Below are 20674 nucleotides of genomic sequence, written 5' to 3' on the forward strand. Positions count from 1 at the left end.
TGCGGGAATCAGCCCACTCGCGGTCGCCGTGGCGGGCGGCCCGGAAGACCGCGTTCAGGGTCTCTTCGTCGGCCGTTCCCGGTTCCAGCTGGAGCAGACCGCTTTCCAGGTCAGCCAGCAGCTCCCTCGCCTCGGCCCGGAAGTTCTCACGGGCCCGGAGCATTTCCTCCCCGACATGCACAGCTCGCCTCCCTCCGGCTCCTGGGAACCGTTCAGACCCGCCTGCCGAAGGACGTCCGTGACGACCGGGGACGGGCGGCACAGGAGGAGAACTCCTCGGCGCGCTCGGCGGCCGTCCGGGCGGCGAGCGGCACGTGGAGGACGGCGGAGAGCATCTGGGCGGGCCGGCCGGGTTCGACCACCCAGGCCCTGGCGCCCGCGGCCTGGCCCTCCCGCATCATGGCCTCGCCGGACACCCTGGTCAGCGTGATGATGGGGACGAACTTGCAGGCCCCCCACGGGGTGATCCCGACGGCCTGACGGACCGGGGCCGAGTCGTCCACCACGAGAACCTCGGCCGTCATCGGGTCGTCTCCGGGCACATCGCCCCTTCGTGCCGCACCTGCGTCTCACCCGTCAGCAGGTCGAACGTGACCCGCCGGGGGCCGAAGCCACCGACGTGCCACCGCTCGGCCCTGGCACCCAGACTGTTGATCAGGAACAGCGCGGCGTGGATGTTGATGCCGGGCACATCGGGGCGGCGGCCCGAGCCGGCTCCCGCCAGCTGCCGGGCCCCGCCGTAAACGCTGAAACGGTACTCGCCGTATGCGGTCCCGGCATCCCTCATGTGCTGGCACATGAGCGCGAACGCCTCGTCGGCGTAGCGGGCGTCCATGTCCCTGCCCGCCCGCGCCCGGCCCCGTGACGGGACGAGGAAGTGGCACATGCCCCCGACGAGCAGGAACGGGTGCCACACCGTGATCGCCACGCAGGAACCGAGCAGGGTGTCCACGGTGCCCGGTCCGGGCCCGAACCACAGGCTCCCGGGAACGAGAGAGATCGCCGGCCACTCACCGTGGGCCTTCATGACGGCTCCCCGCCGTATCGGTGCACGGACGGCCCCAGCGGCGTGAGGCCCGGATGCAGACCGGAGATGCTCTCGGCGTGCCCGATCAGGAGGTGCCCACCGGGCCGCAGGGTCTTCACCACCCGGTGGACGAGCTCTCGCCTGGTCTCTTCCCCGAAATAGAGGAGGACGTTGCGCAGCAGGACCACGTCGAAGGTTCCGATCTCCGGCAGCGGACCGGTCAGGTCGGCCGGGCGGAAGGACACGTTCGCCCGGATCTCCGCGCGGAAGGTGAAGCTGTCGCGAGAGCTGCCACGGCCCTTCAGGCAGAAGCGCTCGCGGAAGCGGTCCGGGATCCGGCCGGCGGCCTCCAGGGGATAGAGCGCCTGCTGCGCCCGGGCCAGAACCCGGTGGGACACGTCGGTGCCCAGGACCTCCCAGCCCGCCGTCCCGAGACGGTCGGCCAGCACCAGGGCGGCCGAGAAGGCCTCCTCCCCGGTCGAACTGGCCGCGCTCCACACCCGCACCGGGCCGGTACCGGTCCGCGTCTGCAGGAGCTGCGACAGCAGGTCGAAGTGATCGGCCTCCCGGAAGAAGGACGTCTCGTCGGTGGTGAGCAGGTCCACCGCCGTCGTCTCCTCACCCGAGCCGGGCACCGAGAGAAGATCGATGTAGGCGCCCATGGTGCTCAGCCCGCACTCGCGCAGACGGCGCTCCAGACGCGCCGCGACCAGGGTCTCCTTCCCGGCCCGCAGCTCGATCCCGGTGCGCTCGCGCAGGAAGGCCTGGAACCAGCTGAACTCCACCGGGGTCAGGGGAGGCGTCCCTGTGGGGGCGCTCATCCCAGGCCGACCGGGGCCGGCCGTTCGCCGGCGTCCGGGCCCGCGATGCCGACGGCGGCGGCGCGGGCGACCTGCCGGCGGCTCGCATCGGCCCAGTCGTTGCTGATGAGGCGCACGGCTGTGCCGAGCTTCCCGAGACGTACGAGTCGCCCACGGGCCGAGCGCTGCGACGCCAGGCAGACCTGCCCCACGACGGCGAGTGCCGGCACGATGATCACGCAGAGAACAGCTAGAAGCTTCAGACGCCTGGAGATGGTCAACCGCCGGAGCATGACTCCTCCTCGATGCTGAGAGGCCGGGGGCCGTTCGCTCGCCGACGATGCGATGTTCGACCGTGCGACGGCCGGATGTAGGGGGCCGCAGGCTCTTCACCCGGCTACTGGGCGGTCTCAGGCCGATGGTCCCTCCCCGGGGGACCTTGGTCCCGAACCCGCTGGGAGGCGTCGAATCGTCCCGCGTCCTTGATGCTGTGCTCTGTTTCAGGCATCCGTCCCCCTCGCGCCGCCATCATGTCCTCCCGGCCCTGGTCGACCGGGGAGGACACGAAAAGAGAGGGCTTTGGTCCCGCGTCGGGCTTTGACCCCTCAATCGGATGATGCCGTGACCCGTTCGCCCGTAACGGGATCCGGGGAAACCGCGAAGGGCGGGGCGTCGGATCAGCCGCGGGCCAGGATCTGCCGCGCCCGCACGACCTCGTCGCGGCCTTCCAGCACCAGACGCCGCAGCCAGGCCGGGGGCTCGGCCTGCGTGAGGTACTGCTGGGTGAGCGCGGGCAGGTCGGCCTCGGCGTGGGCCGAGGGGTAGGCGAACTTGGCGAAGGCCTGGGTGCGCTCGCTCGGCCAGACGTCGGCCACCGCGCTCAGCACCTCGAAGTAGGCCGGGGCCCAGCGCTCGACCAGCTCGGTGTGCTCGGCCGCGAAGAACCCCTCGAGCGCGGCCGCCTGCGCGTTGAGGGGCTGCTCCCCCGCCGCGAACGACTGCCAGGCCTGCGCTTTCGCCTCGGCCGTGGGGATCGCCGCCCGGCACCACGCCGCCTGGACCTTGCCCTTGTCGGTGGGGTCACGGCGCAGCTCGGCGTCGATCTGCTCCTGCCCGGCGCGGCCGGTCACGACCAGCCGGCGCAGCACGCTCCAGCGCACGTCGGTGTCGACCACCAGCCCGGCGAGCGGACCACCGTCGGCGACGACCGGCCCCGTAGAGGCGACCGGACCCGTGGAGGTGACCGGCGCGTCCGCAAGCACCAGTTCTTCCAGCACCGCCAACTGCTGCGCGGACGTGGCCGAGGCCACGAAAGCCCGCGCCAGGCCCAGCTGTTCGGGCGAACCCGGCTGCGCCGCGGCGGCACGGTCGAGCAGCCCGGCGGCCAGTCGCTCCAGCGCCGCCGACCGGGAGGGGGCGGGCAGGTACTGCTTCACCGCGGTGACGACCTGCGCCAGCAGCGTGCGGCGCACCGACGCGTTCGTCACCGAGGCCACCCCACCGAGCACCACCTCGGCGTAGCGCGCCGGGGACAGCTCGGCGTCGCGCACCAGGTCCCACACGATCGTCCAGCACACGGCCTGGGCCAGCGGGTCACCGATACGGCCGATCGAGGTCAGCACCGTCTGCAGCGACGTCTCGTCGAGGCGGACCTTGGCGTAGGTCAGGTCGTCGTCGTTCACCAGCACCAGGTCACCGCGCGCGAGACCGACGAGCTCCGGCACCTCGGTGCGTTCGCCGGAGACCTCCAGCTCGACCCGGTGACGGCGCGTGAGCACGCCCTCGCGGTCGTCGTACAGGCCGATCGCGATCCGGTGCGAGCGCAGCGTCGGGTGCTCGTCCGGAGCGGTCTGCACCACCGCGAAGCTGCTGAACAGCCCGTCGGAGAGCGTGAACTCGGCCCGCAGCGTGTTCGGGCCGGTGGTCTCGAGCCACTGCGCCGACCAGCCGGTCATGTCCCGGCCGGTCTCCTCGGTGAGCGCGGTGAGCAGGTCGTCGAGGGTGGCGGTGCCCCAGGCGTGGCGGGCGAAGTAGCGGCGCAGGGCCGACAGGAACGTCTCGGTGCCGATCGTGGCGACCAGCTGCTTCAGCACCGACGCGCCCTTCTGGTAGGTGATCGCGTCGAAATTCACCTCCATCGAGCGGATGTCGGTGATGTCGGCGGCGATCGGGTGCGTCGTGGAGAGCTGATCCTGGCGGTAGGCGCGAGCCTTGGCGCTGTCGGCGAAGGTGCCCCAGGCGTCGCTCCAGCGGGTGGCACCGGCCTGCGAGATGGCCGCCGCGTAGGTCGCGAACGACTCGTTGAGCCACAGGTCGTCCCACCACTGCATGGTCACCAGGTCGCCGAACCACATGTGCGACATCTCGTGGAGAATGGTGGACGCACGGCGCTCGTGCTCCGCGTCGGTCACCCGGGAGCGGAACACGTAGGTCTCGGTGAACGTGACGCAGCCGGGGTTCTCCATCGCGCCGAGGTTGAACTCGGGCACGAAGGCCTGGTCGTACTTGCCGAACGGGTACGCCATGCCGAACGCGGCCTGGAAGAAGTCGAGGCCGCGGCGGGTCACGTCGAGAATCTCCTCGGCGTCGAAGTGCGGGGCCAGCGACCGACGGCACAGGGCGCGCAGCGGCACGACGATCTCGCCGGTACCGAGCGGGTCGCCGCGGTACTCGCCCTGCACCACGTGGTAGGGCCCGGCCACGATCGCGGCCAGGTAGGTGGACAGCACGTCGGTCGGCGCGAACGTCCAGCGGCGGCCGCCTTCCACGTCCTCGACGGCGGTGGCGGGCGCGTTCGACACGACCTCCCAGTCGGCCGGCGCCGTGACGGTGAACGCGTAGCGGGCCTTGAGGTCGGGCTGGTCGAAACAGGCGAACATGCGCTGCGCGTCGGCGGTGGCGAACTGGCTGTGCAGGTAGACGCGCTCGTCGACCGGGTCGACGAAGCGGTGCAGGCCCTGCCCGGTGTGCGAGTACGCCACGTCGGCGACCACCCGGAACGTGTTCTCGCCCCGCAGGCCGGGCAGGGGGATGCGGCCCCCGTCGGCTTCCAGAGGCGTGTCGTTGAGGAACGCCTCGAGCACGGTGGCCCCGGTCAGCTCGGCGAACGTGGTGGCCCCGGCCTGCGCGCAGGCGAACTGCGCCACGGTGGTCGAGCGGAACGTGTCCGGGCCGGCGGTGAGGTCGAGGTCGACGGAGTAGGTGTGTACGGTGAGAAGACGGCTGCGCTCGGCGGCCTCGTCTCGGGTCAGGTTACCGGCCATGGCCGAACTCTATGCTTCTCCCCCATGGCCGATCCGACCGCCCTGCTCGCCGCCGCCCAGGCCGCCCCGGGCTTCATGCCGCCCCACGAGGGCCAGGCGCTGTACCGGGCCGCCCTCGCGGCCCAGCCCTCCGGCCCCCTGCTCGAGGTGGGCAGCTGGATGGGCAAGTCCGCGCTGTACCTCGCGGCCGCGGCGGTGCAACGGGGGACGCGGGTGGTCACCGTCGATCACCACCGCGGCTCCGAGGAGCACCAGCCCGGGTGGGACTACCACGACCCGTCACTCGTCGACCCGGTCACCGGCCGGATCGACACGCTGCCGCTGTTCCGGCGCACGATCGCCCGGGCGGGAGCTGAGGACGTGGTGGTCGCCGTGGTCGCGCGGGGCGAGACCCTGGCGTCGCTGTGGGCCACACCCCTGGCGTTCCTGTTCGTCGACGGCAGTCACACCGACGAGTCGGCCCAGCGCGACCTCGCCTCCTGGGCACCGCATCTGGCCCCGGGCGGCACCCTGGCCGTCCACGACGTGTTCCCCGACCCGGCCGACGGCGGGCAGGCGCCCTACCGGATGTACCGCACGGCGCTGGAGTCCGGCGCGTACGAGGAACTGCCCGGGACCGACTCGCTGCGGTTGCTGCGGCGGCGCTGACTCAGGCCGCTCCGGCGTCGAGACGGAAGCTGTTCTCCAGGGACAGGACCCGGCCGTTCTGGAGGGCGACGACCTCCCACCGCTCGTCCCGCCGGTGCGCGACGTACAGCTGCATGGTGACGCGGGTCGGCAGCTTCTGTGTCTCACCGGCCATCATGAGCGTGGCGCGGTGGTGCACGATCCCGACCCCGGGTGCGACCACCTGCGCGAACAGCACGGTGCCGTCGACCAGCCGGGAGCCCTTCAGCACGGTGTCGAACATCGGCTGCTGGCCCCGCACCAGGGTGTCGCGGCCCTCGACGACCGTGCCCTCGAACTCCACCAGCCGGGCGTCCGGGGCGAAGTCGGCGAAGAACGCGGCCGCGTCACCCCGGTTCCAGGCCTGGGTCATCCGGGCGGGGATCTCGGCGAGACTCTGTTCCATGACGGTCTTTCCTCCTGTGCGTAGCCGAACGACCGTCAGCCTTCCGGGCGCCGGGCCGGACGGCGATGACGATGCGCGCAGGATCAGTTGGAGATGAGCGCGGCCGAGCGGCGGCGGTGCTCGCCCGGGGTGCAGCCGTAGGTGCTCCGGAACAGGCGGCTGAAGTGCGCCGGGTCGGTGAAGCCCCAGCGGGCGGCGATCTGGGCGATGCTTCCGCTCGTCGTCCCCAGATCGGCCCGGCACCGTTCGAGACGACGGTGCCGCACGAGCGCGGCCACCGTCAGCGGCTCGTCGCGGAAGAGCTGGTGCAGACGGCGGCACGAGATGTGGTGCGCGGCGGCCACGGTCGACGGGTCGAGGCCCGGGTCGGCGAGGTGGGCCTCGACGAAGACCTCGACCCGCCGGCGCAGGAGCTCGTCGTCGGAGCGCCGGGGCAGGTGCGCGTCCAGCAGCGCGGTGGTCAGGGTGGCGACCGCGGTGCCGGAGCGGGAGGCCTCGTCCGGGCCGAAACTGCCTCCGGCGGCGACGGCCGCGTGCGCGACGGACGACAGCAGCGCCCCCGATCCGCCGCTCCCGGGAATGCGCACACCGCGGACCCGGTCCAGGTCGCCGTCGGTGAGAGCCAGCAGGTGCCGGGGCATCAGCACGGTCAGGTAGCGGGTGGCGGTGGTCGTCACGGTGAGCGGACGGGACGGGTCGACGACCACCAGGTCGCCGCCCCGCAGCTCGGCCCGGCGGCCGTCCTGGTCCAGATGGGTGCTGCCCTGCGTGACGAGGAACAGCTGGCACCACCCGGCATCGGCCGCGCGGGCGCCGGACTCGTCACGGAAGCACTCGCCGCCCGGCGTCACCAGCTCGGCGACCCGGACCGGCCCCAGGCGCTGCGAGCGCAGCGCCGCCCGGAACCCGCCGACGTCCAGCCCGCGTGCCCGCATCGGGGGCAGCCCCGCGGCCTCCACACCACGCGTCCACACCCCGGGATCGCTGAAGACCGTCACCCCCCGACGCTAACCGGTCGCGGTGCCCGCTCTCCCACGAGGTCTCCTACGAGGCCACGTCCTCGAGGTCGTCGAGCTCACCGGCGGGGTCCCCGAACACCCGGCCGGTCACCTCACCCGCGTTGATCAGGTCGACCGCCAGCACCATGGCCGCACCGGTCCAGGTGCTGTGCTCGACCGGCCAGCGCTTGCCGTCGGTGAGCACGAGCCCGGTCCAGTACGAGCCGTCGTCGTCGCGCAGGTGCTGCATCGACGCGACCAGCTCGGCCGCCCGCGCCGTGTCCCCGACGGACGCCAGGGCCAGGGCCAGTTCACAGGTCTCGGCGCCGGTCACCCAGGGCCGGTCGGACACGCAGCGGATGCCGGACCCGGGCACGACGAACGTGTCCCAGCCGCGGTCGATGCGCTCGCGGGCCGCGTCGCCGCGCAGCGCGCCGCCGAGCACCGGGTAGTACCAGTCCATCGAGAAGCGGGACTTGTCCACGAAGGCCCCGGGCCGGTGCAGCAGGGCGTGCTGGAGCCGGTCGGCCGCGGCCTCCCAGGTGCGGGACGTGTCGTCGGCGCCCAGCGCGTCCGCGATCGAGACCCCGCAGCGCAGGGCCTGGTGGATGCTCGAGCAGCCGGTGACCAGGGCAGCCGGGTCGGGTGAGCCCTGCGGCGAGCGGGCCCAGCCGATGGTGCCGTCGGGGTTGGCCAGCGCGAGGGTGAAGGCCAGGGCGTCGCGGACCATCGGCCAGGCGCGGGCCAGGAACTCGTCGTCGGCGGTGCTCAGCCAGTGGTGCAGCACGCCGACGGCGACGTACGCGGCGTGATTGGTCTCGGCCGTGGCCTCGACCACGGTGCCGTCGAGCCAGCGACTCGGCCAGCTGCCGTCGGGACGCTGGGTGCGGCGCAGCCAGTCGTACCCGGCGCGGGCCGGCTCGTGCAGGCCCTGCACGTCGAGGGCCATGAGGCACTCGACGTGGTCCCAGGGGTCGGTGCCGCCTCCCGGGAACCACGGGATCGCACCGGATTCGTGCTGCGCCGCAGCGATGCTCAGCGCGGTCGCGTGGATCTGGGCACCGGTCGGGAACGGCGGGCGGGAGCCTGGGGGGTACGGGCGTTGCGCGGCGGTGTCCATGAGCCGCTCACGATAGCCGGTTCGCCCGGTTGCGGAACCGCGTCGGCGCGACGCCGGACGGGCCCACGAAGATTTCTGCGCGGCAAGCCCTTCAGAACCGGCGGGTCACTATTTCGCTAGCAGGAGCGGATGCTTTCCACCAGCCCCTTCTCCCCGTATTTCGGTGCAGTTCTTTCTTCTTGACCCCTTCAATATGCCGCTGTTAGTCTCATTTTCGCCGCAGCAGACGACTTTCCCGGATATGCAGGATCCGCGGATGTCGCCTCGGCGCAAGGATTCACCGCGGTTCGGGGAAACCGCATTCGCCTGATCGGCACTGACGACGGTGAAGAATCACGCTTTCGTCCAGGCATTCGACGTGCCCGGTGAGCACATCAGCCCGTTGATCGGCGAACGTTCGTATCCGTGGCCCGTGATCCGGGCTGACGTGGGGGACGCAATGCCTGCAATCGATCGCGCAACGCCGCGCGAGAACCTGGCCGTGGAAACCCGGGGTGCCCCGGGAACCACGCCGGAGACGGGTCCCTGGGCCGCGCCGGAGACGACCGTGCGCCGCCTTCACGGCCGGCCCGTCGCCGATCCGTACGGCTGGCTCGACGACCCCCACGACCCCCGCACCGTCGCCTGGCTGGAACAGCAGGACGCCTGGGCCCGCACCCAGCTCGACCGCACCGGCGAGAGCGGCCGGTTCCGCCACCTCCTGCGGCAGGCAACGCATTTCGATCACTACGGTGCTCCCTCCGGGCCGTCGGGGCACCTGTTCGCCCTGCGGCGCCCGGCGGACGGCGACCACGAGGAACTCGTGACGATCGACGCCACCGGGGAACGGGTCCTGCTCGACCCGCGTCACCAGCACCCGCACGCGAGCATCGCGAGCTGGTCGGCGTCCCGCGACGGAACCCGGGTCAGCGTGAACACCGTGCTCACCGGTGAGCCCGACGGCACCCTCCACGTCATCGACGCCGCCACCGGCGCTCACCTCGACCACTCCCCCGCCCGGGCCGTTCCCACCCCGGCGGTGTGGGGGCCCGACTCCACCTGGCTCGTGCATGTGCGCCGCACCGGATCCGGGCCCGTGCGGGTGGTGCGGCACCGGGTCGGCCACGACTGGCACTCCGACCTCGACCTGCTGGGACATCCCCTGGCCGCGAGCGACCAGGTCGAACTCGCCCTCTCCCCCGGCGGTGACCTCCTGGTCGTCTCGGTGGCGGACGGGGTCTCCGCCGAGAACCGGCTGCTGCTCGTGCCGCTCGGGCAGGACGGCACCGCGCCGGGCCACCCGTGGCCGGCGGACTTCGGCGCCGGCGGCTGGTCGGCGGCCTGGCCTCTCGACGGCCGGCGCCTGATCGTCCTGACCGACGCGCAGGCCGATCGCGGGCAGCTGCTCTCGGTGGAGCTCGAACCGGCCGCCGAGGGCTGGACCTCCACGTGCACGGTGCTGGTGCCCGAGCCCGACGGCGAGGTCCTCGCCGGGTTCGCGGTGCTGCGCGACGAGCTGCTGGTGCTGAGCAGCCGCGACGACGAGGCCGTGCTGACGCGGCACGACCGGTGGGGAAAACCACTCGCGCCCGTGCCTTTACCCGGGGCGGGACTGGTCAGCGAGTTCACCGGCGCCGCCGACCCCGACCCCCGGCAGGCCTGGATCACCTACTCCGACCGCGCCACGCCCGAGACCGTCCTCACCTACGGGGACGGCCACCTGCGGCACTGGCGCGGTGGCACCGGCCTCGCCGTGCCGCCGACCGAGACGGTGCGGGAGACCTTCACCGCGAGCGACGGCGCCACGGTCCCCCTGATCATCACGCGCCCGGTCGGTGTCGCCGACGGTGCGCGACCGCCCACGATTCTTCAGGCCTACGGCGCGTTCGGCGTGCCCCAGACCCCGGAGTACTACGCCGCCGCGGCGGTCTGGGCCCAGAGCGGTGGGCAGTTCGTCACCGTGGGCGTACGCGGTGGTGGTGAGTACGGCGAGGAGTGGCACCGCGCCGGGCGCCGGGAGCACAAGGGCCGCAGCATCGACGACTTCACCGAGGCGGCGGCCCGCTTCCAGCACCGGCCCCCGGGCGCCCTGGGCTTCAGCGCCGGTGGTCTCCTGGTGGCGGCCGCCGCGGTCCGGCGGCCCGACCTGTTCGGCGCGATCGCCTGTGCCGCAGCCCCTCTGGACATGACCCGCTTCGAGGACAGCGGGTTCGGCGACCGCTGGGTGGACGAGTTCGGCAGCGTGAGCGATCCGGAACAACTCTCCTGGCTCCTCACTTACTCGCCCTACCACCGGGCGGTAACCGATAAGCTCTATCCAGCAGCACTTTTCCTGAGCCTGTCGCAGGATGAGCGGGTCGATCCGCTGCACGCGCGCAAGATGTGCGCCGTCCTGCAGAACGCCAACGACCGCACCGATCCGAGCCGCGCCGTGGTGCTGCGCCGGGACCTGCCCGGCGACCACGCCCTGCGCGACCGTTCGCACCGGCTGTCGTTGTTCGCCGAGATGCTCGGCTTCCTGAGTTCCCGGATCGGGCCGGCAGCGGCCGGATCCGCGGAAGGTCACGTTCACTCCTGACGCGACCTGGATCGGATGGGGAGAGCGGGGTGAAACCAATGCTGAAGAAGACGAAGACGACGTACAGCGCCTCCGCCGGGACGGCCAAGGGCTGATCCAGGCCCGCGACGGGGACGGGACACCCTGCATGTGTCCCGTTCCCGTTGCCCACCAGTATGAGCCGCCACCGGCCCGGCCGCACGTGGTTCCGGGACCGGGCCGCGGAGGTCCACGTCCGGCCTTGCCCAGCCTTGTCCAGCCATGCCCAGCCTTGTCCAGTCATGCTCAGCCATGTTCAGCTGCGGGAGGACGAAGTCCGATGACCACACTGCCGTCCCTGAAGACCAGCATCCCGTACTTCCGTGAGGGCGACTCCGTGCACTTCCGCCTGGCCGGCACGCTGATCACGCTCGACGACGAGAACGGCCGCACCAGTGCCTTTCTCGAACTGCTCGACGGAACCCGCACCAGCGCGCAGATCGCCGGCGACCTGCGCACCCGCTTCCCGCAGACCAGCGAGACCGAGATCGTCGAGGCGATCGCCGATCTCGACAGCGAGGGCCTGCTGCAGGACGCGACCGACACCGGCGCGGACTTCAGCCAGCAGGACCGCACCCGCTGGTCGAACAACTTCGGGTTCTTCGAGACCTACGCCTCGCTGGCCACGTCCCGGTGGGACTTCCAGCGGCGCATCCGCGACGCCAAGGTGGCGATGCTCGGCGTCGGGGGCATCGGCTCGCACTCGTTCATCGACATGGTGGCCATCGGCTTCCAGGACATCCGGATCGTGGACTTCGACCACATCGAGCTGTCCAACTTCAACCGCCAGATCCTCTACGGCGAGCCCTACGTCGGCCGGGCCAAGGTCGAGGTCGCCGCCGAGAAGGCCCTGGCCCTCAACAGCGGCCTGACCCTCGACCCGGTGCAGATGCGGCTCACCTCGGCCGACGACGTGTACGAGGTGGTGAAGGACCGCGACATCGTCGTCGCCGCCGTCGACCGGCCGAAGACCGAGATGCTGCACTGGCTCAACGAGGGCTGCGTGCGTGCCGGCACCGCACTGGTCACCGGCGGCGTGGAGACCCAGCGGGCGTTCTACTACTCCCTCGTGCCGGGTGTCAGCGGCTGCGCCGAGTGCTGGCGCAACCACGCGATGAAGACCAGCGAGGGCGCCCGCCTGGTGTTCGACGCGTTCGAGAAGCAGGCCGCCAGCGGCGAGCCGTTCGGTGAGGACACGGCCGCCTTCAACGGGCTCGTCATGCTCGACTCCGCCTTCATGGTGGGCGAGCTCGTGCGCCTGGCCACCCAGGTCTGCACGCCGCTGTCGATCGGGCGGGTGCTCGAGGCCACCTTCCACGACCCGCGGCTGCGCGAGGCCGAGAGCTGGGAGCGCGACCCCGACTGCCACGTGTGCGGTGGCGCCACTCCCAAGGACACGGTGAGCTGGACGTCGGCGATCAAGGAACAGCCGTTCTGACCACCGCCGGCTCCGGGGGGATTCGATGGGCGAGACCGACCGCACAGCAGGAACTTCCGGCGGCCACGAGGAGGTGGAACCACCCCGGGGCGACGGGACGCTCCTGCGCGGCGCGTTCCTGATCTCCTCGGTCGGCGACTGGATCTACCGGTTCGTGGCCCCGTTCCTGATCCTGGAACTGACCGGCTCGGCCGTGCTGGTCGCCCTGGCCGTGGCGGTCGAGCTGATCCCCTACATCCTCTTCGGCCTGGTCGCCGGGGTGGTGGCCGACATGTACGACCGCCGCCGCATCATGATCGTCTGCGACCTGGTCTCCGCCGTGCTGGCCACCGCCATCGCGGTCGTGGCGGCGGGTGACGACCCCTCGGTCGGACTGGTCTTCGCCCTGGCCCTGGTGCTGGCGGGCGTGCGGCCGTTCTACTTCCCGGCGTTCCAGGGGGTGCTGGTCACCGCCGTGCCGCAGGCCCGGCGCTCACGCGTCAACGCCTGGACCCAGAGCGTCGACAGCCTGCTCAGCATGCTCGGCCCGGTGGTCGGGGCGGCGTTCGTGGCCGCGCTCGGTGTGCGCTCCGCCTCGGTCGTCAACGCCGTCACCTTCGTGCTGTCGGCGCTGATGATCCGGATGCTCACGCTGCCCGCCACCACCCTCGCCGTGAGGCGCACCGGTGGGCGGCTGCGCCAGGCCGGGCGGGACTTCGCCGAGGGATTCCGCACCCTGTGGTCGATCCCGGCGGTGGCCTGGGGCACCCTGCTCATCGCGGCGGCCAACCTGGCCGGCTACATGGTCGAGAGCAACATCGTCTACTTCGTGATCGAGGTCGAGAACCACCCGGCCTGGACGATCGGCGTCGTGGTCGGCATCCAGGGGGCCGGCGCCCTGGCCGGGGCGGCGCTCTCGCCCCGGGTGCTCGACCGGTACCCACCGGGTCAGGTGCTGACCGTGGCCATGGCGATCTCCGCCGCCGGGATGCTGGTGCCCGCGCTCCACCCGAGCACCGTGTTCCTGTCCGTCGGCTGGTGCGTCGAGGGGGCCGCGACCTCACTGGTGGTCGTCTCCTGGTTCACCCTGCGCCAGAACCTGGTGCCGAACGAGCAGATCGGCCGCATCGTCTCGGTCGGCCGGGCCCTGGCCTACAGCACCATCCCGGTCGGCTCGGCGATCGGGGGCGCCCTGATCGGCAGCCACCCCACGTCCCGCCTGCTCTTCGTCACCGCCCTGCTCGTGCAGCTGGGGGTCTGCCTGGCCACCTACCTGTCCCCTCTGCGCACCGCCCCCAGCAAGCCCCCGGAGAACACCGAGCCCCAGGCCGTGCCCTAGCCCGAGAGACGAGGCACCCACGATGACCCTTTCCTGCGCGCACGAGCCGCCGGCGGGCAGGTGTCCGGTCACCGGGACCTCCACCGCCGTCGACGTCCACGCCGACGACCCCGCGACCGACCTGATGCAGCAGGCGGCCACGTTCTACCGCACGCCGGAACTGCAGAAGATCACCGCGCCCGGGCGGGCCGACGAGATCCGCCGCGAGATCGCGGCCACCGGCACCTACCGGCAGACCAGCGCCGAGCTCCTGGCCGGCTCCCGGCTGGCCTGGCGCAACCACGCCCGCTGCCTGGGCCGCTTCAACTGGCGCTCGCTGGAGCTGCTCGACGCCCGGGAGTGCCGCACCGCGCCGGAGGTGGCCGAGGCCTGCTGGGAGCACCTGCGGGTCTCGACCAACGACGGCAAGCTGCGTTCGGTGATCACGGTGTTCGCCCCGCGGTCACCGTCCGGCGAGGAGATCCGGATCTGGAACCCGCAGCTGCTGCGCTACGCGGGCTACCGCCGGCCCGACGGCCGGGTCGTCGGCGATCCCCTGCACGTGCGCCACACCGAGTTCGCCCAGCGCCTCGGATGGCGCGGCGCGGGGGGCCGTTTCGACGTCCTGCCGCTCATCGTGCAGGTCGGGAGACAGGAGCCGCAGCTGTTCCCGGTGCCGCCCCGGGCCGTGTTCGAGGTCGAGCTGTCGCACCCGGAGCTGCCCTGGTTCGCCGGGCTGGGCCTGCGCTGGCACGTGAACCCGGCCATCTCGAACCTGCACCTGGAGATCGGCGGGCTCACCTACCCGGCGGCCCCGTTCAGCGGCTGGTACGTCAGCTCGGAGATCGGCGCGCGCAACCTCAGTGACGAGAACCGCTACGACATGCTCCCGGCGATCGCCGACCGGATGGGCCTGGACCGTTCCCGCGGCCGCACCCTGTGGCGCGACCGGGCCCTGCTGGAGCTCAACCTGGCCGTGCTGCACAGTTTTCAGCAGGCCGGGGTGCACATCATCGACCACCACGCGGCCGCCGCCCAGTTCGTCGCCCACGTCGAGCGCGAGCACGCCCAGGGCCGTGCGGCGCCCGCCGACTGGGCCTGGGTCAATCCCCCGATGTCGGCCAGCACCACGCCGACCTTCCACCGGCTCTACGACCCGGTCGACTTCGACCTGCGGCCGAACTTCCTGTCCCGTGCCGATCCGCTCGACGAGGTCGTGCCGGCGCTGTGAGACACGTCAGGCCTTGCGCAGGTACAGCACCACGCTCTTGCCGATGACGGGGTTCAGCACCTGCTCGAGAACCCGGGTGGTGCGCGGCTTCTTGACGATGTCCCAGACCAGCAGGCGGTGGTAGGCCCGCACGACCGCGGCGTCCCGGTGCACCCCGACCGCGCACTTGAGCCACCAGTAGACGCTGTGCAGGGCGTGCGCGTGGCCGGTACCGGTGTGCTCCAGGCCCGCGTCGCGGCACAGCGAGGCCAGGTCGGACGCCCTGTAGATGCGCACGTGGCCGCCCTCGTTGGCGTGGTACTCGTCGGACAGCGCCCAGCAGATCCGCTCGGGCAGCCAGCGCGGCACCGTGATCGCGGCCAGGCCACCGGGTTTCAGCACCCGGGCGATCTCGGCGACGGCACGGGCGTCGTCCTCGATGTGCTCGAGCACCTCCGAGGCGATGACCCGGTCGAAGGACGCGTCGGGCAGGGGCAGCGAGCGCAGGTCACCGACGACCGGGGCGGTGCGGGTGCCGGCCGGCCTCTCGCCGGCCAGGTCCATGGCGCCGGTCCAGGTGCGGGTGGTGGCCAGGTCGGCGTGGCTGAGGTCGAGCGAGACGACGTTCGCGCCGCGGCGGTACGCCTCGAACGTGTGCCGTCCCTCCCCGCAGCCGAGGTCGAGAAGGTCGTTCCCGGCCTGCACGTCGAGGCGGTCGTAGTCGAGCGTCAGCACGGGGCCTACCTCTGTCGGTTTCGCTGGTCGGTGATCGCGTCCTGGTACCACTGCGCGGTGCGGCTCGCGGTGAGGCGCCAGGTGAAGTGCTCGAGGACGCGTCGGCGCCCGTTCTCGCCGAGCCGTCGCCTCAGGGTGTGGTCGTCGAGGAGACGCGCGACGGCCTCGGCCAGGGCGTGCGGGTCGCCGGAGGGCACGTGCAGGGCGGCGTGGCCGTCGGGTCCGGTGACCTCGGGCAGCGCGCCGGCGGTGGTGACGACCAGCGGGGTGCCGCAGGCCATCGCCTCGACCGCCGGCAGCGAGAAGCCCTCGTAGCGGCTGGGAACCACGGCGACGTCGGCGTCGCGGAACAGGCCGGCGAGCTCGTCGTCGCTGATGCCGCGCACGAACCGCACCGACTCGCCCAGGCCGAGCCGGGTGATGGCCTGGTCGGCCGCGCCGCCGGGACGGGCCGAGCCGACGACGACCAGCTCGACCGGCCGCTCCACCGCCACCTTCGCGACCGCCTCGATCAGATCGTCCAGCCCCTTGAGCGGGACGTCGGCGCTGGCGACCGCCACCACCCGGCCGGGCCCCGGAGACCCCTCCGCCGCGCCACCGGCCACCGTGTCCGCCCCGGCCTCGCCGCCCCCCGCGGAAGCCGGACCGGGCGGCGCGACGCCGACCCGAGCGCTCGCCGACGGGGTGAACGTCTCCTCGTCGACGCCCACCCCGATCACGCGCAGCCGGCCACCGGAAACACCGAAGGCGCGCTCGATCTCGTCGCGGGAGGCGCCCGACACCGTGGTCAGGTGACGCAGTTGCCGGGCGACGCGGGCCTGCATACGGCAGAACGCGTACCAGCGGCGCAGACTCAGGCGCCGGCCGCGGGTGGTGGCGGCCGCGAGCTCCAGGTCACGGTCGACGGTGATCGGGTGGTGGATCGTGGCGACCAGCGGAATGCCCCGGCGGCGCAGCTCGGCGCGCAGACCGAGCAGGCCGTAGCCGAGCGACTGGTTGTCGTGCACCACGTCGAACTCGTGCAGCCGCGAGCGCAGGTGGTGCCAGGCCCGCAGCGAGAAGGTCAGTGGCTCGGGGAAGGCGGCCGTGCACATCAGGGCCCACTCCAGCACGTCGACCGGGGAGCGGAACTCGCTGCGGTGGGGCGTGCGGAACGGGTCGGGCTCGCGGTAGAGGTCGAGATTGCGCAGGTGGGTGAGTTTCACGCCGGGATCGAGCTCGGGCAGGGGCGGCCCGGAGAACACTTCGACGTGGTGGCCGAGCGCGACCAGCTCGCGGGACAGGTGACGGACGTAGATGCCCTGGCCCCCGCTGTGCGGCTTGCTGCGGTACGACAGCAGCGCGATGCGCAGGGGGCGGGGCGGTCCGTCGATGTTCATGAGCTGATCACGATATCTCAGCCCTTGCCGGGCACCCGGCGGATCCGGATCGGGCCCTTGGCCGTGGACGGGTCGACAACCGTGCCACCCTGGGTGATCTCGACGCGTCCGGCCTCCCTCAGGCGGCGGGCGGCGGCGCGGGCGGGTTCCATCAGGTCGCGCCACTGCTCGCCCCCGACGGCCCGGGCGGCCTCGGAGGGGCAGATCGTGGCGCCGGCCCGGCGTTCGTCGAGCAGGTTCTCGATGGTCTGCTCCAGGCGCCCGTCGGTGACCCCGGGACGGTTGCGGCGGCAGCGCTGCGAGCAGTAGCGCACGGAGTCCCAGTTCGCGGCCCACTTCTTGCGCCAGGTGATGGTGCGCCCGCAGCTCGCGCAGACCTTGGTCTCGTGGTTCACCCCGACACTGTGCGCCCGGCCCTGGCCGCGCGCAGCCCGGGCGGGCACGATGAACCGGTGCATCCCGACGATTTCGTGCCCCCGGCCACGCCGGCCGCCACCGCCGCCCTCGAGCTGGCGCGGGCCTACCACTCGCCCTCGCTGCTCAACCACGTCGTCCGCTCGTGGTGGTGGGCCGAGGCGTTCGCGGCCCTCGAGGGGCGAAACGGCATCGACCACGAGCTGCTGTACGTGTCGGCGGTGCTGCACGACATCGGGATCGCGCCCGCGTTCGACAACGTGGCGCTGTCGTACGAGGAGGCCGGCGGGCACGTCGCGGTCGCCCTGACGGCCGGGGCGGGCTGGGAGGCCACGCGCCGGCAGCGGGCGCTGGAGGTGATCGTGCGGCACAACTGGCCCTCGGTCGACCCGGCGCTCGACGAGGAGGGCTACCTGCTCGAGATCGCGACCGGGCTGGACATCTCCGGGGCCCGGCCGGACGTGCTGCCCGCCGACTTCGTGAGCGCGGTGCTGGAGGCTCACCCGCGGCTGATGCTCGGGGAGGAGTTCGGCACGCAGGTCGCCGACCAGGCGCGGCGCAAGCCGGACACCTCGGCGCACCGGTTGGTGACCGGCGGGCTGGCGGCCAAGCTGCGCGGTCACCCGCACGAGACGGCTGGCTGACCCTCAGGGTCCGTGACCCCCCGGCCGATACAGGCGGCGAGGTTGTCCGGGGGGACGGGATCTGATGACGTCGAGCAGCACAGTGCGGGTCTGGGCGGACGGCCCGACCCGGCTCCTGGCCGTCGTCACAGCGGTCTCGGTCGCCGGGTTCGGGCTCGGGGCCGGCGGGCACCCGGTTCCCTTCCCACTCGACTGGGCCCTCGTCCTGATCAGCTGCGGGCTCTGTCTCCAGATCTGCCGTCAGCCCACCCTCGCCGACTGGGTGTCGCCCGCCGCGCAGAGGTTCTGGCGGGCGGCCGTCGCCGGGCTGGGCGTGATCGCCGTGGCCATGCTGGTGCGCGCGGTCAACGCCCCGGTGGACTCCGGCGTCCTCGAGTCCGCCGCCGAGGTGGTGCACGGACTGGGCGCGGTGCTCATGCTGGGCGCGCTGCTGAGACTGCCGATCGCCCGGCGCACCCGTTCGGGGCGTATCGGGCTGTGGCTGGACGTGACCATCCTGATGACCGCCGCGGCGGTGTTCCTGCTGCACTACGCCCCCGTCCCGGCGGACAACTCCCTGGCCACGGCCGGTCTGGTGGTCGCCGGGCTGCTGGGGGTGTTCATGGCGGCCAAGGTGACACTGACCGGCAGCGACGTGCTGTCGCGGGGCGCCGTGCAGATGATGGGCGTCAGCGCGGTGTTCGGCGGGGTCGGGGCCGCGGTCTCGACCTTGCTGGCCGGGCGCGGCGACATCAACGCGTTCCTGCTCAATCTCCCCCTGGCCGGCTTCACGATCTCGCTCGCGGCCCGCCGTCAGCTCGCCGACGACGCGGTGTCGCGTGGCACCATCGGCTCCCGTGCCCGGCCCTACAGCCTGCTGCCGTACGTCGCGGTGGCGGCGGTGGACGCGCTGCTCGTCGACGTGGTGGCCCGCAATCGGCCGGACCGCCTGCTGGTGGCGGTCGGGGCGGTGCTGCTGACCGCGATCGTGGCCGGGCGCCAGCTCTGGGCCTTCGGCGAGAACCTGCGCCTGACCGCCGCCGTGCGGGGCAGCGAGGAACGCTTCCGGCTCCTGGTACAGAACGCCAACGACATCATCGCGATCAGCGAGCGCGACGGCACCCTGCGGTACATGAGCCCGGCCGTGCGGCGGATCCTGGGCCGAGAGCCCGAGGACGTCATGGGCACCACCCTGGCCGACCACACCCACCCCGACGACCTGCCGGCGCTGGGCCGGGCCCTGGCCGCGATCATGGAGCGCGACGGCGCGAGCATGACGATGGAGGTCCGCTGCCGTCACGCGGACGGGACCTGGAAGTGGCTGGAGATCACCTCCACCAACCTCTCGCACGAACCGGGCATCCGGGGGCGGGTGAGCAACGTCCGGGACATCTCCGAGACCCGCACCGTGCAGGACCGGCTCAGTCACGAGGCGACCCACGACGCGCTGACCGGCCTGGCCAACCGGGTGCTGTTCGGCCGCCGGGTGAGCGAGGCGCTGACCCCCGGCCGCGAGCCGACGAGCCGTGAGCAGACCGGCCGCGAGCAGACCAGCGTGGTGCTCATCGACCTCGACGACTTCAAGATCGTCAACGACACGCTCGGGCACGCCACCGGGGACGCGCTGCTGGTGGCGGTGGCCGAGCGGCTGCGGGCCGGGGTCCGGCAGCAGGACACCGTGGCCCGGCTCGGCGGTGACGAGTTCGCGCTGCTGCTGCCCGGCCTGTCGGCGGACGCGGTGGACCGGACGCTGGTGCGGATCGCGGAGTCACTGCTGGTGCCGGTGGCCGCGGGTGACCAGTTGCTCAGTGTGCGGGCCAGTTTCGGGGTGGCGACCAGCGACGGGGACGTCGACTCCGGTGAGTTGCTGCGCCGGGCCGACATCGCGATGTACGAGGCCAAGGCCGGTGCCGGCGGTGGGCACCGGCACTTCCGCCCCGGGATGGAGGCCAGGGGCGTGGAGCGCAGCCGGCTGATCGACGCCCTGGCCGCCGGGATCGAGCAGGACCAGCTGACGGTGTACTACCAGCCCGTCGTGCGGCTGTCCGACCACCGGGTCACCGGCGTGGAGGCACTCGTGCGCTGGCGGCATCCGGCGCAGGGGCTGCTGGGCCCACAGGCCTTCATCGAGGTGGCCGAGGAGAGCGGCCTGATCGTGCCGCTGGGCCGGTGGGTGCTGCGGCACGCCGCCCGCCAGGCCGCGGCCTGGGGACCGGACGCCGGCACGATCTCGGTCAACGTGTCCGGGGTGCAGCTGCGCACGGCCGGTTTCGCCGACGAGGTGGCCGCCGTGCTGCGGGAGACCGGCCTGCCCGCGCAGCGGCTGATCGTCGAGATCACCGAGACCGTCGCGGTCGGCGGCGGGCCCACCGCGCAGAACCTGACCGCGATCCGTGACCTGGGGGCCCGGCTGTCCCTCGACGACTTCGGCACCGGCTCCTCGACGCTGACCACGGTGGCGCGCCTGACGGTCGACCAGATCAAGCTCGACCGCTCGTTCGTGGACTCCCCGGTGATCGCCGGGGCGGTGCTGCACCTGGCCCGGGGCATCGGGGCCGACACCGTGGCCGAGGGGGTGGAGACCCTCGACCAGGCCGCCCGGCTGCGCGCCCTGGGCTTCGAGCGGGCCCAGGGCTACCTGTTCGGCCGGCCCGGGCCCGCGGCGGATCTGCGGTTCCCCGGGTCCACGGCCGAGCGGACCCGGTCGTGACGATTCCCCGCAC

At 72.5% G+C, this 20674-nt stretch carries 17 protein-coding genes and 1 pseudogene; 7 read left to right on the top strand and 11 right to left on the bottom strand.

Going from position 1 to position 20674, the window contains the following annotated elements:
• Positions 1–320: 320 nt before the first annotated feature.
• The 5 genes and pseudogenes from J2S57_RS28870 to pepN all read right to left on the bottom strand — a co-directional run.
• Positions 321–524: pseudogene (locus J2S57_RS28870) on the bottom strand (response regulator); the annotation flags it as partial.
• The gene (locus tag J2S57_RS28875) at positions 521–1027 is read right to left on the bottom strand and encodes a chemotaxis protein CheD (RefSeq protein ID WP_307248830.1); all 507 of its coding nucleotides are present in this window, start codon (positions 1025–1027) and stop codon (positions 521–523) included. The gene J2S57_RS28875 and the pseudogene J2S57_RS28870, both read right to left, overlap by 4 nt.
• Positions 1024–1848: a CheR family methyltransferase gene (locus J2S57_RS28880; RefSeq protein ID WP_307248832.1), complete on the bottom strand. Its 825-nt coding sequence runs from the start codon at positions 1846–1848 to the stop codon at positions 1024–1026. The genes J2S57_RS28875 and J2S57_RS28880 overlap by 4 nt, the downstream gene beginning before the upstream one ends.
• A complete protein-coding gene (locus J2S57_RS28885; RefSeq protein WP_307248834.1) occupies positions 1845–2120 on the bottom strand; it encodes a hypothetical protein in 276 nt (91 codons plus the stop codon). The genes J2S57_RS28880 and J2S57_RS28885 overlap by 4 nt, the downstream gene beginning before the upstream one ends.
• Before the next feature lie 384 nt (positions 2121–2504).
• Positions 2505–5090 (bottom strand): aminopeptidase N, encoded by a 2586-nt coding sequence (gene pepN, locus J2S57_RS28890; protein WP_307248836.1) that lies wholly within the window; start codon positions 5088–5090, stop codon positions 2505–2507.
• Positions 5091–5114: 24 nt separating this feature from the next.
• Between pepN and J2S57_RS28895 the strand changes: the two genes are divergently transcribed.
• The gene (locus J2S57_RS28895) at positions 5115–5738 is read left to right on the top strand and encodes a class I SAM-dependent methyltransferase (RefSeq protein ID WP_307248838.1); all 624 of its coding nucleotides are present in this window, start codon (positions 5115–5117) and stop codon (positions 5736–5738) included.
• A 1-nt stretch (position 5739) separates the two neighbouring features.
• On the opposite strand, the gene J2S57_RS28900 is transcribed toward J2S57_RS28895, so the two are convergent.
• From J2S57_RS28900 to J2S57_RS28910, 3 genes are all read right to left on the bottom strand, one after another.
• Complete coding sequence (locus tag J2S57_RS28900; RefSeq protein WP_307248840.1) at positions 5740–6162, bottom strand: SgcJ/EcaC family oxidoreductase; 423 nt, start codon at positions 6160–6162, stop codon at positions 5740–5742.
• Positions 6163–6245: 83 nt separating this feature from the next.
• Positions 6246–7160, bottom strand: coding sequence for a helix-turn-helix domain-containing protein (locus tag J2S57_RS28905; protein ID WP_307248841.1), 915 nt, complete (start codon positions 7158–7160; stop codon positions 6246–6248).
• Between the two features lie 46 nt (positions 7161–7206).
• Positions 7207–8280, bottom strand: a complete 1074-nt coding sequence (locus J2S57_RS28910; protein ID WP_307248843.1) for a glucosidase family protein — start codon at positions 8278–8280, stop codon at positions 7207–7209.
• A 439-nt stretch (positions 8281–8719) separates the two neighbouring features.
• On the opposite strand from J2S57_RS28910, the gene J2S57_RS28915 reads away from it, so the two are divergent.
• The 4 genes from J2S57_RS28915 to J2S57_RS28930 all read left to right on the top strand — a co-directional run bounded on the left by J2S57_RS28915 (position 8720) and on the right by J2S57_RS28930 (position 14821).
• Positions 8720–10837: a prolyl oligopeptidase family serine peptidase gene (locus J2S57_RS28915; RefSeq protein WP_307248845.1), complete on the top strand. Its 2118-nt coding sequence runs from the start codon at positions 8720–8722 to the stop codon at positions 10835–10837.
• Positions 10838–11135: 298 nt separating this feature from the next.
• A complete protein-coding gene (locus tag J2S57_RS28920) occupies positions 11136–12293 on the top strand; it encodes a ThiF family adenylyltransferase (protein WP_307248847.1) in 1158 nt (385 codons plus the stop codon).
• A 25-nt stretch (positions 12294–12318) separates the two neighbouring features.
• A complete protein-coding gene (locus J2S57_RS28925) occupies positions 12319–13611 on the top strand; it encodes an MFS transporter (protein WP_307248849.1) in 1293 nt (430 codons plus the stop codon).
• A gap of 22 nt (positions 13612–13633) precedes the next feature.
• Positions 13634–14821 (top strand): nitric oxide synthase oxygenase, encoded by a 1188-nt coding sequence (locus J2S57_RS28930; protein ID WP_307248851.1) that lies wholly within the window; start codon positions 13634–13636, stop codon positions 14819–14821.
• 6 nt (positions 14822–14827) lie between these two features.
• Here the strand turns inward: J2S57_RS28930 and J2S57_RS28935 are convergent, their stop codons facing one another.
• The 3 genes from J2S57_RS28935 to J2S57_RS28945 are packed head-to-tail and all read right to left on the bottom strand — an operon-like array spanning position 14828 to position 17372.
• Positions 14828–15535, bottom strand: a complete 708-nt coding sequence (locus J2S57_RS28935; RefSeq protein WP_307248853.1) for a class I SAM-dependent methyltransferase — start codon at positions 15533–15535, stop codon at positions 14828–14830.
• 5 nt (positions 15536–15540) lie between these two features.
• Positions 15541–16914, bottom strand: a complete 1374-nt coding sequence (locus tag J2S57_RS28940; protein WP_307248855.1) for a glycosyltransferase family 4 protein — start codon at positions 16912–16914, stop codon at positions 15541–15543.
• A gap of 17 nt (positions 16915–16931) precedes the next feature.
• Positions 16932–17372: a DUF2256 and DUF3253 domain-containing protein gene (locus J2S57_RS28945; RefSeq protein ID WP_307248858.1), complete on the bottom strand. Its 441-nt coding sequence runs from the start codon at positions 17370–17372 to the stop codon at positions 16932–16934.
• On the opposite strand from J2S57_RS28945, the gene J2S57_RS28950 reads away from it, so the two are divergent.
• On the top strand, positions 17367–17972 hold the full coding sequence (locus tag J2S57_RS28950) for an HD domain-containing protein (RefSeq protein WP_307248860.1): 606 nt from the start codon (positions 17367–17369) through the stop codon (positions 17970–17972). The genes J2S57_RS28945 and J2S57_RS28950 overlap by 6 nt on opposite strands.
• Positions 17973–18036: 64 nt before the next feature.
• Entirely contained in the window at positions 18037–20661 is a 2625-nt protein-coding gene (locus tag J2S57_RS28955) for a putative bifunctional diguanylate cyclase/phosphodiesterase (protein WP_307248862.1), read from the top strand.
• The last annotated feature ends 13 nt before the right edge of the window (positions 20662–20674 follow it).

Source organism: Kineosporia succinea, from assembly GCF_030811555.1.
In the GTDB taxonomy this organism is placed as follows: Bacteria; Actinomycetota; Actinomycetes; order Actinomycetales; family Kineosporiaceae; genus Kineosporia; species Kineosporia succinea.

What these genes read in the sequence shown, in the direction of transcription:
- J2S57_RS28875 (WP_307248830.1), bottom strand. Translation starts at nt 1,027, where the DNA reads ATGAAGGCCCACGGTGAGTGGCCGGCGATCTCTCTCGTTCCCGGGAGC.
- J2S57_RS28880 (WP_307248832.1), bottom strand. Translation starts at nt 1,848, where the DNA reads ATGAGCGCCCCCACAGGGACGCCTCCCCTGACCCCGGTGGAGTTCAGC.
- J2S57_RS28885 (WP_307248834.1), bottom strand. Translation starts at nt 2,120, where the DNA reads ATGCTCCGGCGGTTGACCATCTCCAGGCGTCTGAAGCTTCTAGCTGTT.
- pepN (WP_307248836.1), bottom strand. Translation starts at nt 5,090, where the DNA reads ATGGCCGGTAACCTGACCCGAGACGAGGCCGCCGAGCGCAGCCGTCTT.
- J2S57_RS28895 (WP_307248838.1), top strand. Translation starts at nt 5,115, where the DNA reads ATGGCCGATCCGACCGCCCTGCTCGCCGCCGCCCAGGCCGCCCCGGGC.
- J2S57_RS28900 (WP_307248840.1), bottom strand. Translation starts at nt 6,162, where the DNA reads ATGGAACAGAGTCTCGCCGAGATCCCCGCCCGGATGACCCAGGCCTGG.
- J2S57_RS28910 (WP_307248843.1), bottom strand. Translation starts at nt 8,280, where the DNA reads ATGGACACCGCCGCGCAACGCCCGTACCCCCCAGGCTCCCGCCCGCCG.
- J2S57_RS28915 (WP_307248845.1), top strand. Translation starts at nt 8,720, where the DNA reads ATGCCTGCAATCGATCGCGCAACGCCGCGCGAGAACCTGGCCGTGGAA.
- J2S57_RS28920 (WP_307248847.1), top strand. Translation starts at nt 11,136, where the DNA reads ATGACCACACTGCCGTCCCTGAAGACCAGCATCCCGTACTTCCGTGAG.
- J2S57_RS28925 (WP_307248849.1), top strand. Translation starts at nt 12,319, where the DNA reads ATGGGCGAGACCGACCGCACAGCAGGAACTTCCGGCGGCCACGAGGAG.
- J2S57_RS28930 (WP_307248851.1), top strand. Translation starts at nt 13,634, where the DNA reads ATGACCCTTTCCTGCGCGCACGAGCCGCCGGCGGGCAGGTGTCCGGTC.
- J2S57_RS28940 (WP_307248855.1), bottom strand. Translation starts at nt 16,914, where the DNA reads ATGAACATCGACGGACCGCCCCGCCCCCTGCGCATCGCGCTGCTGTCG.
- J2S57_RS28945 (WP_307248858.1), bottom strand. Translation starts at nt 17,372, where the DNA reads ATGCACCGGTTCATCGTGCCCGCCCGGGCTGCGCGCGGCCAGGGCCGG.
- J2S57_RS28955 (WP_307248862.1), top strand. Translation starts at nt 18,037, where the DNA reads ATGACGTCGAGCAGCACAGTGCGGGTCTGGGCGGACGGCCCGACCCGG.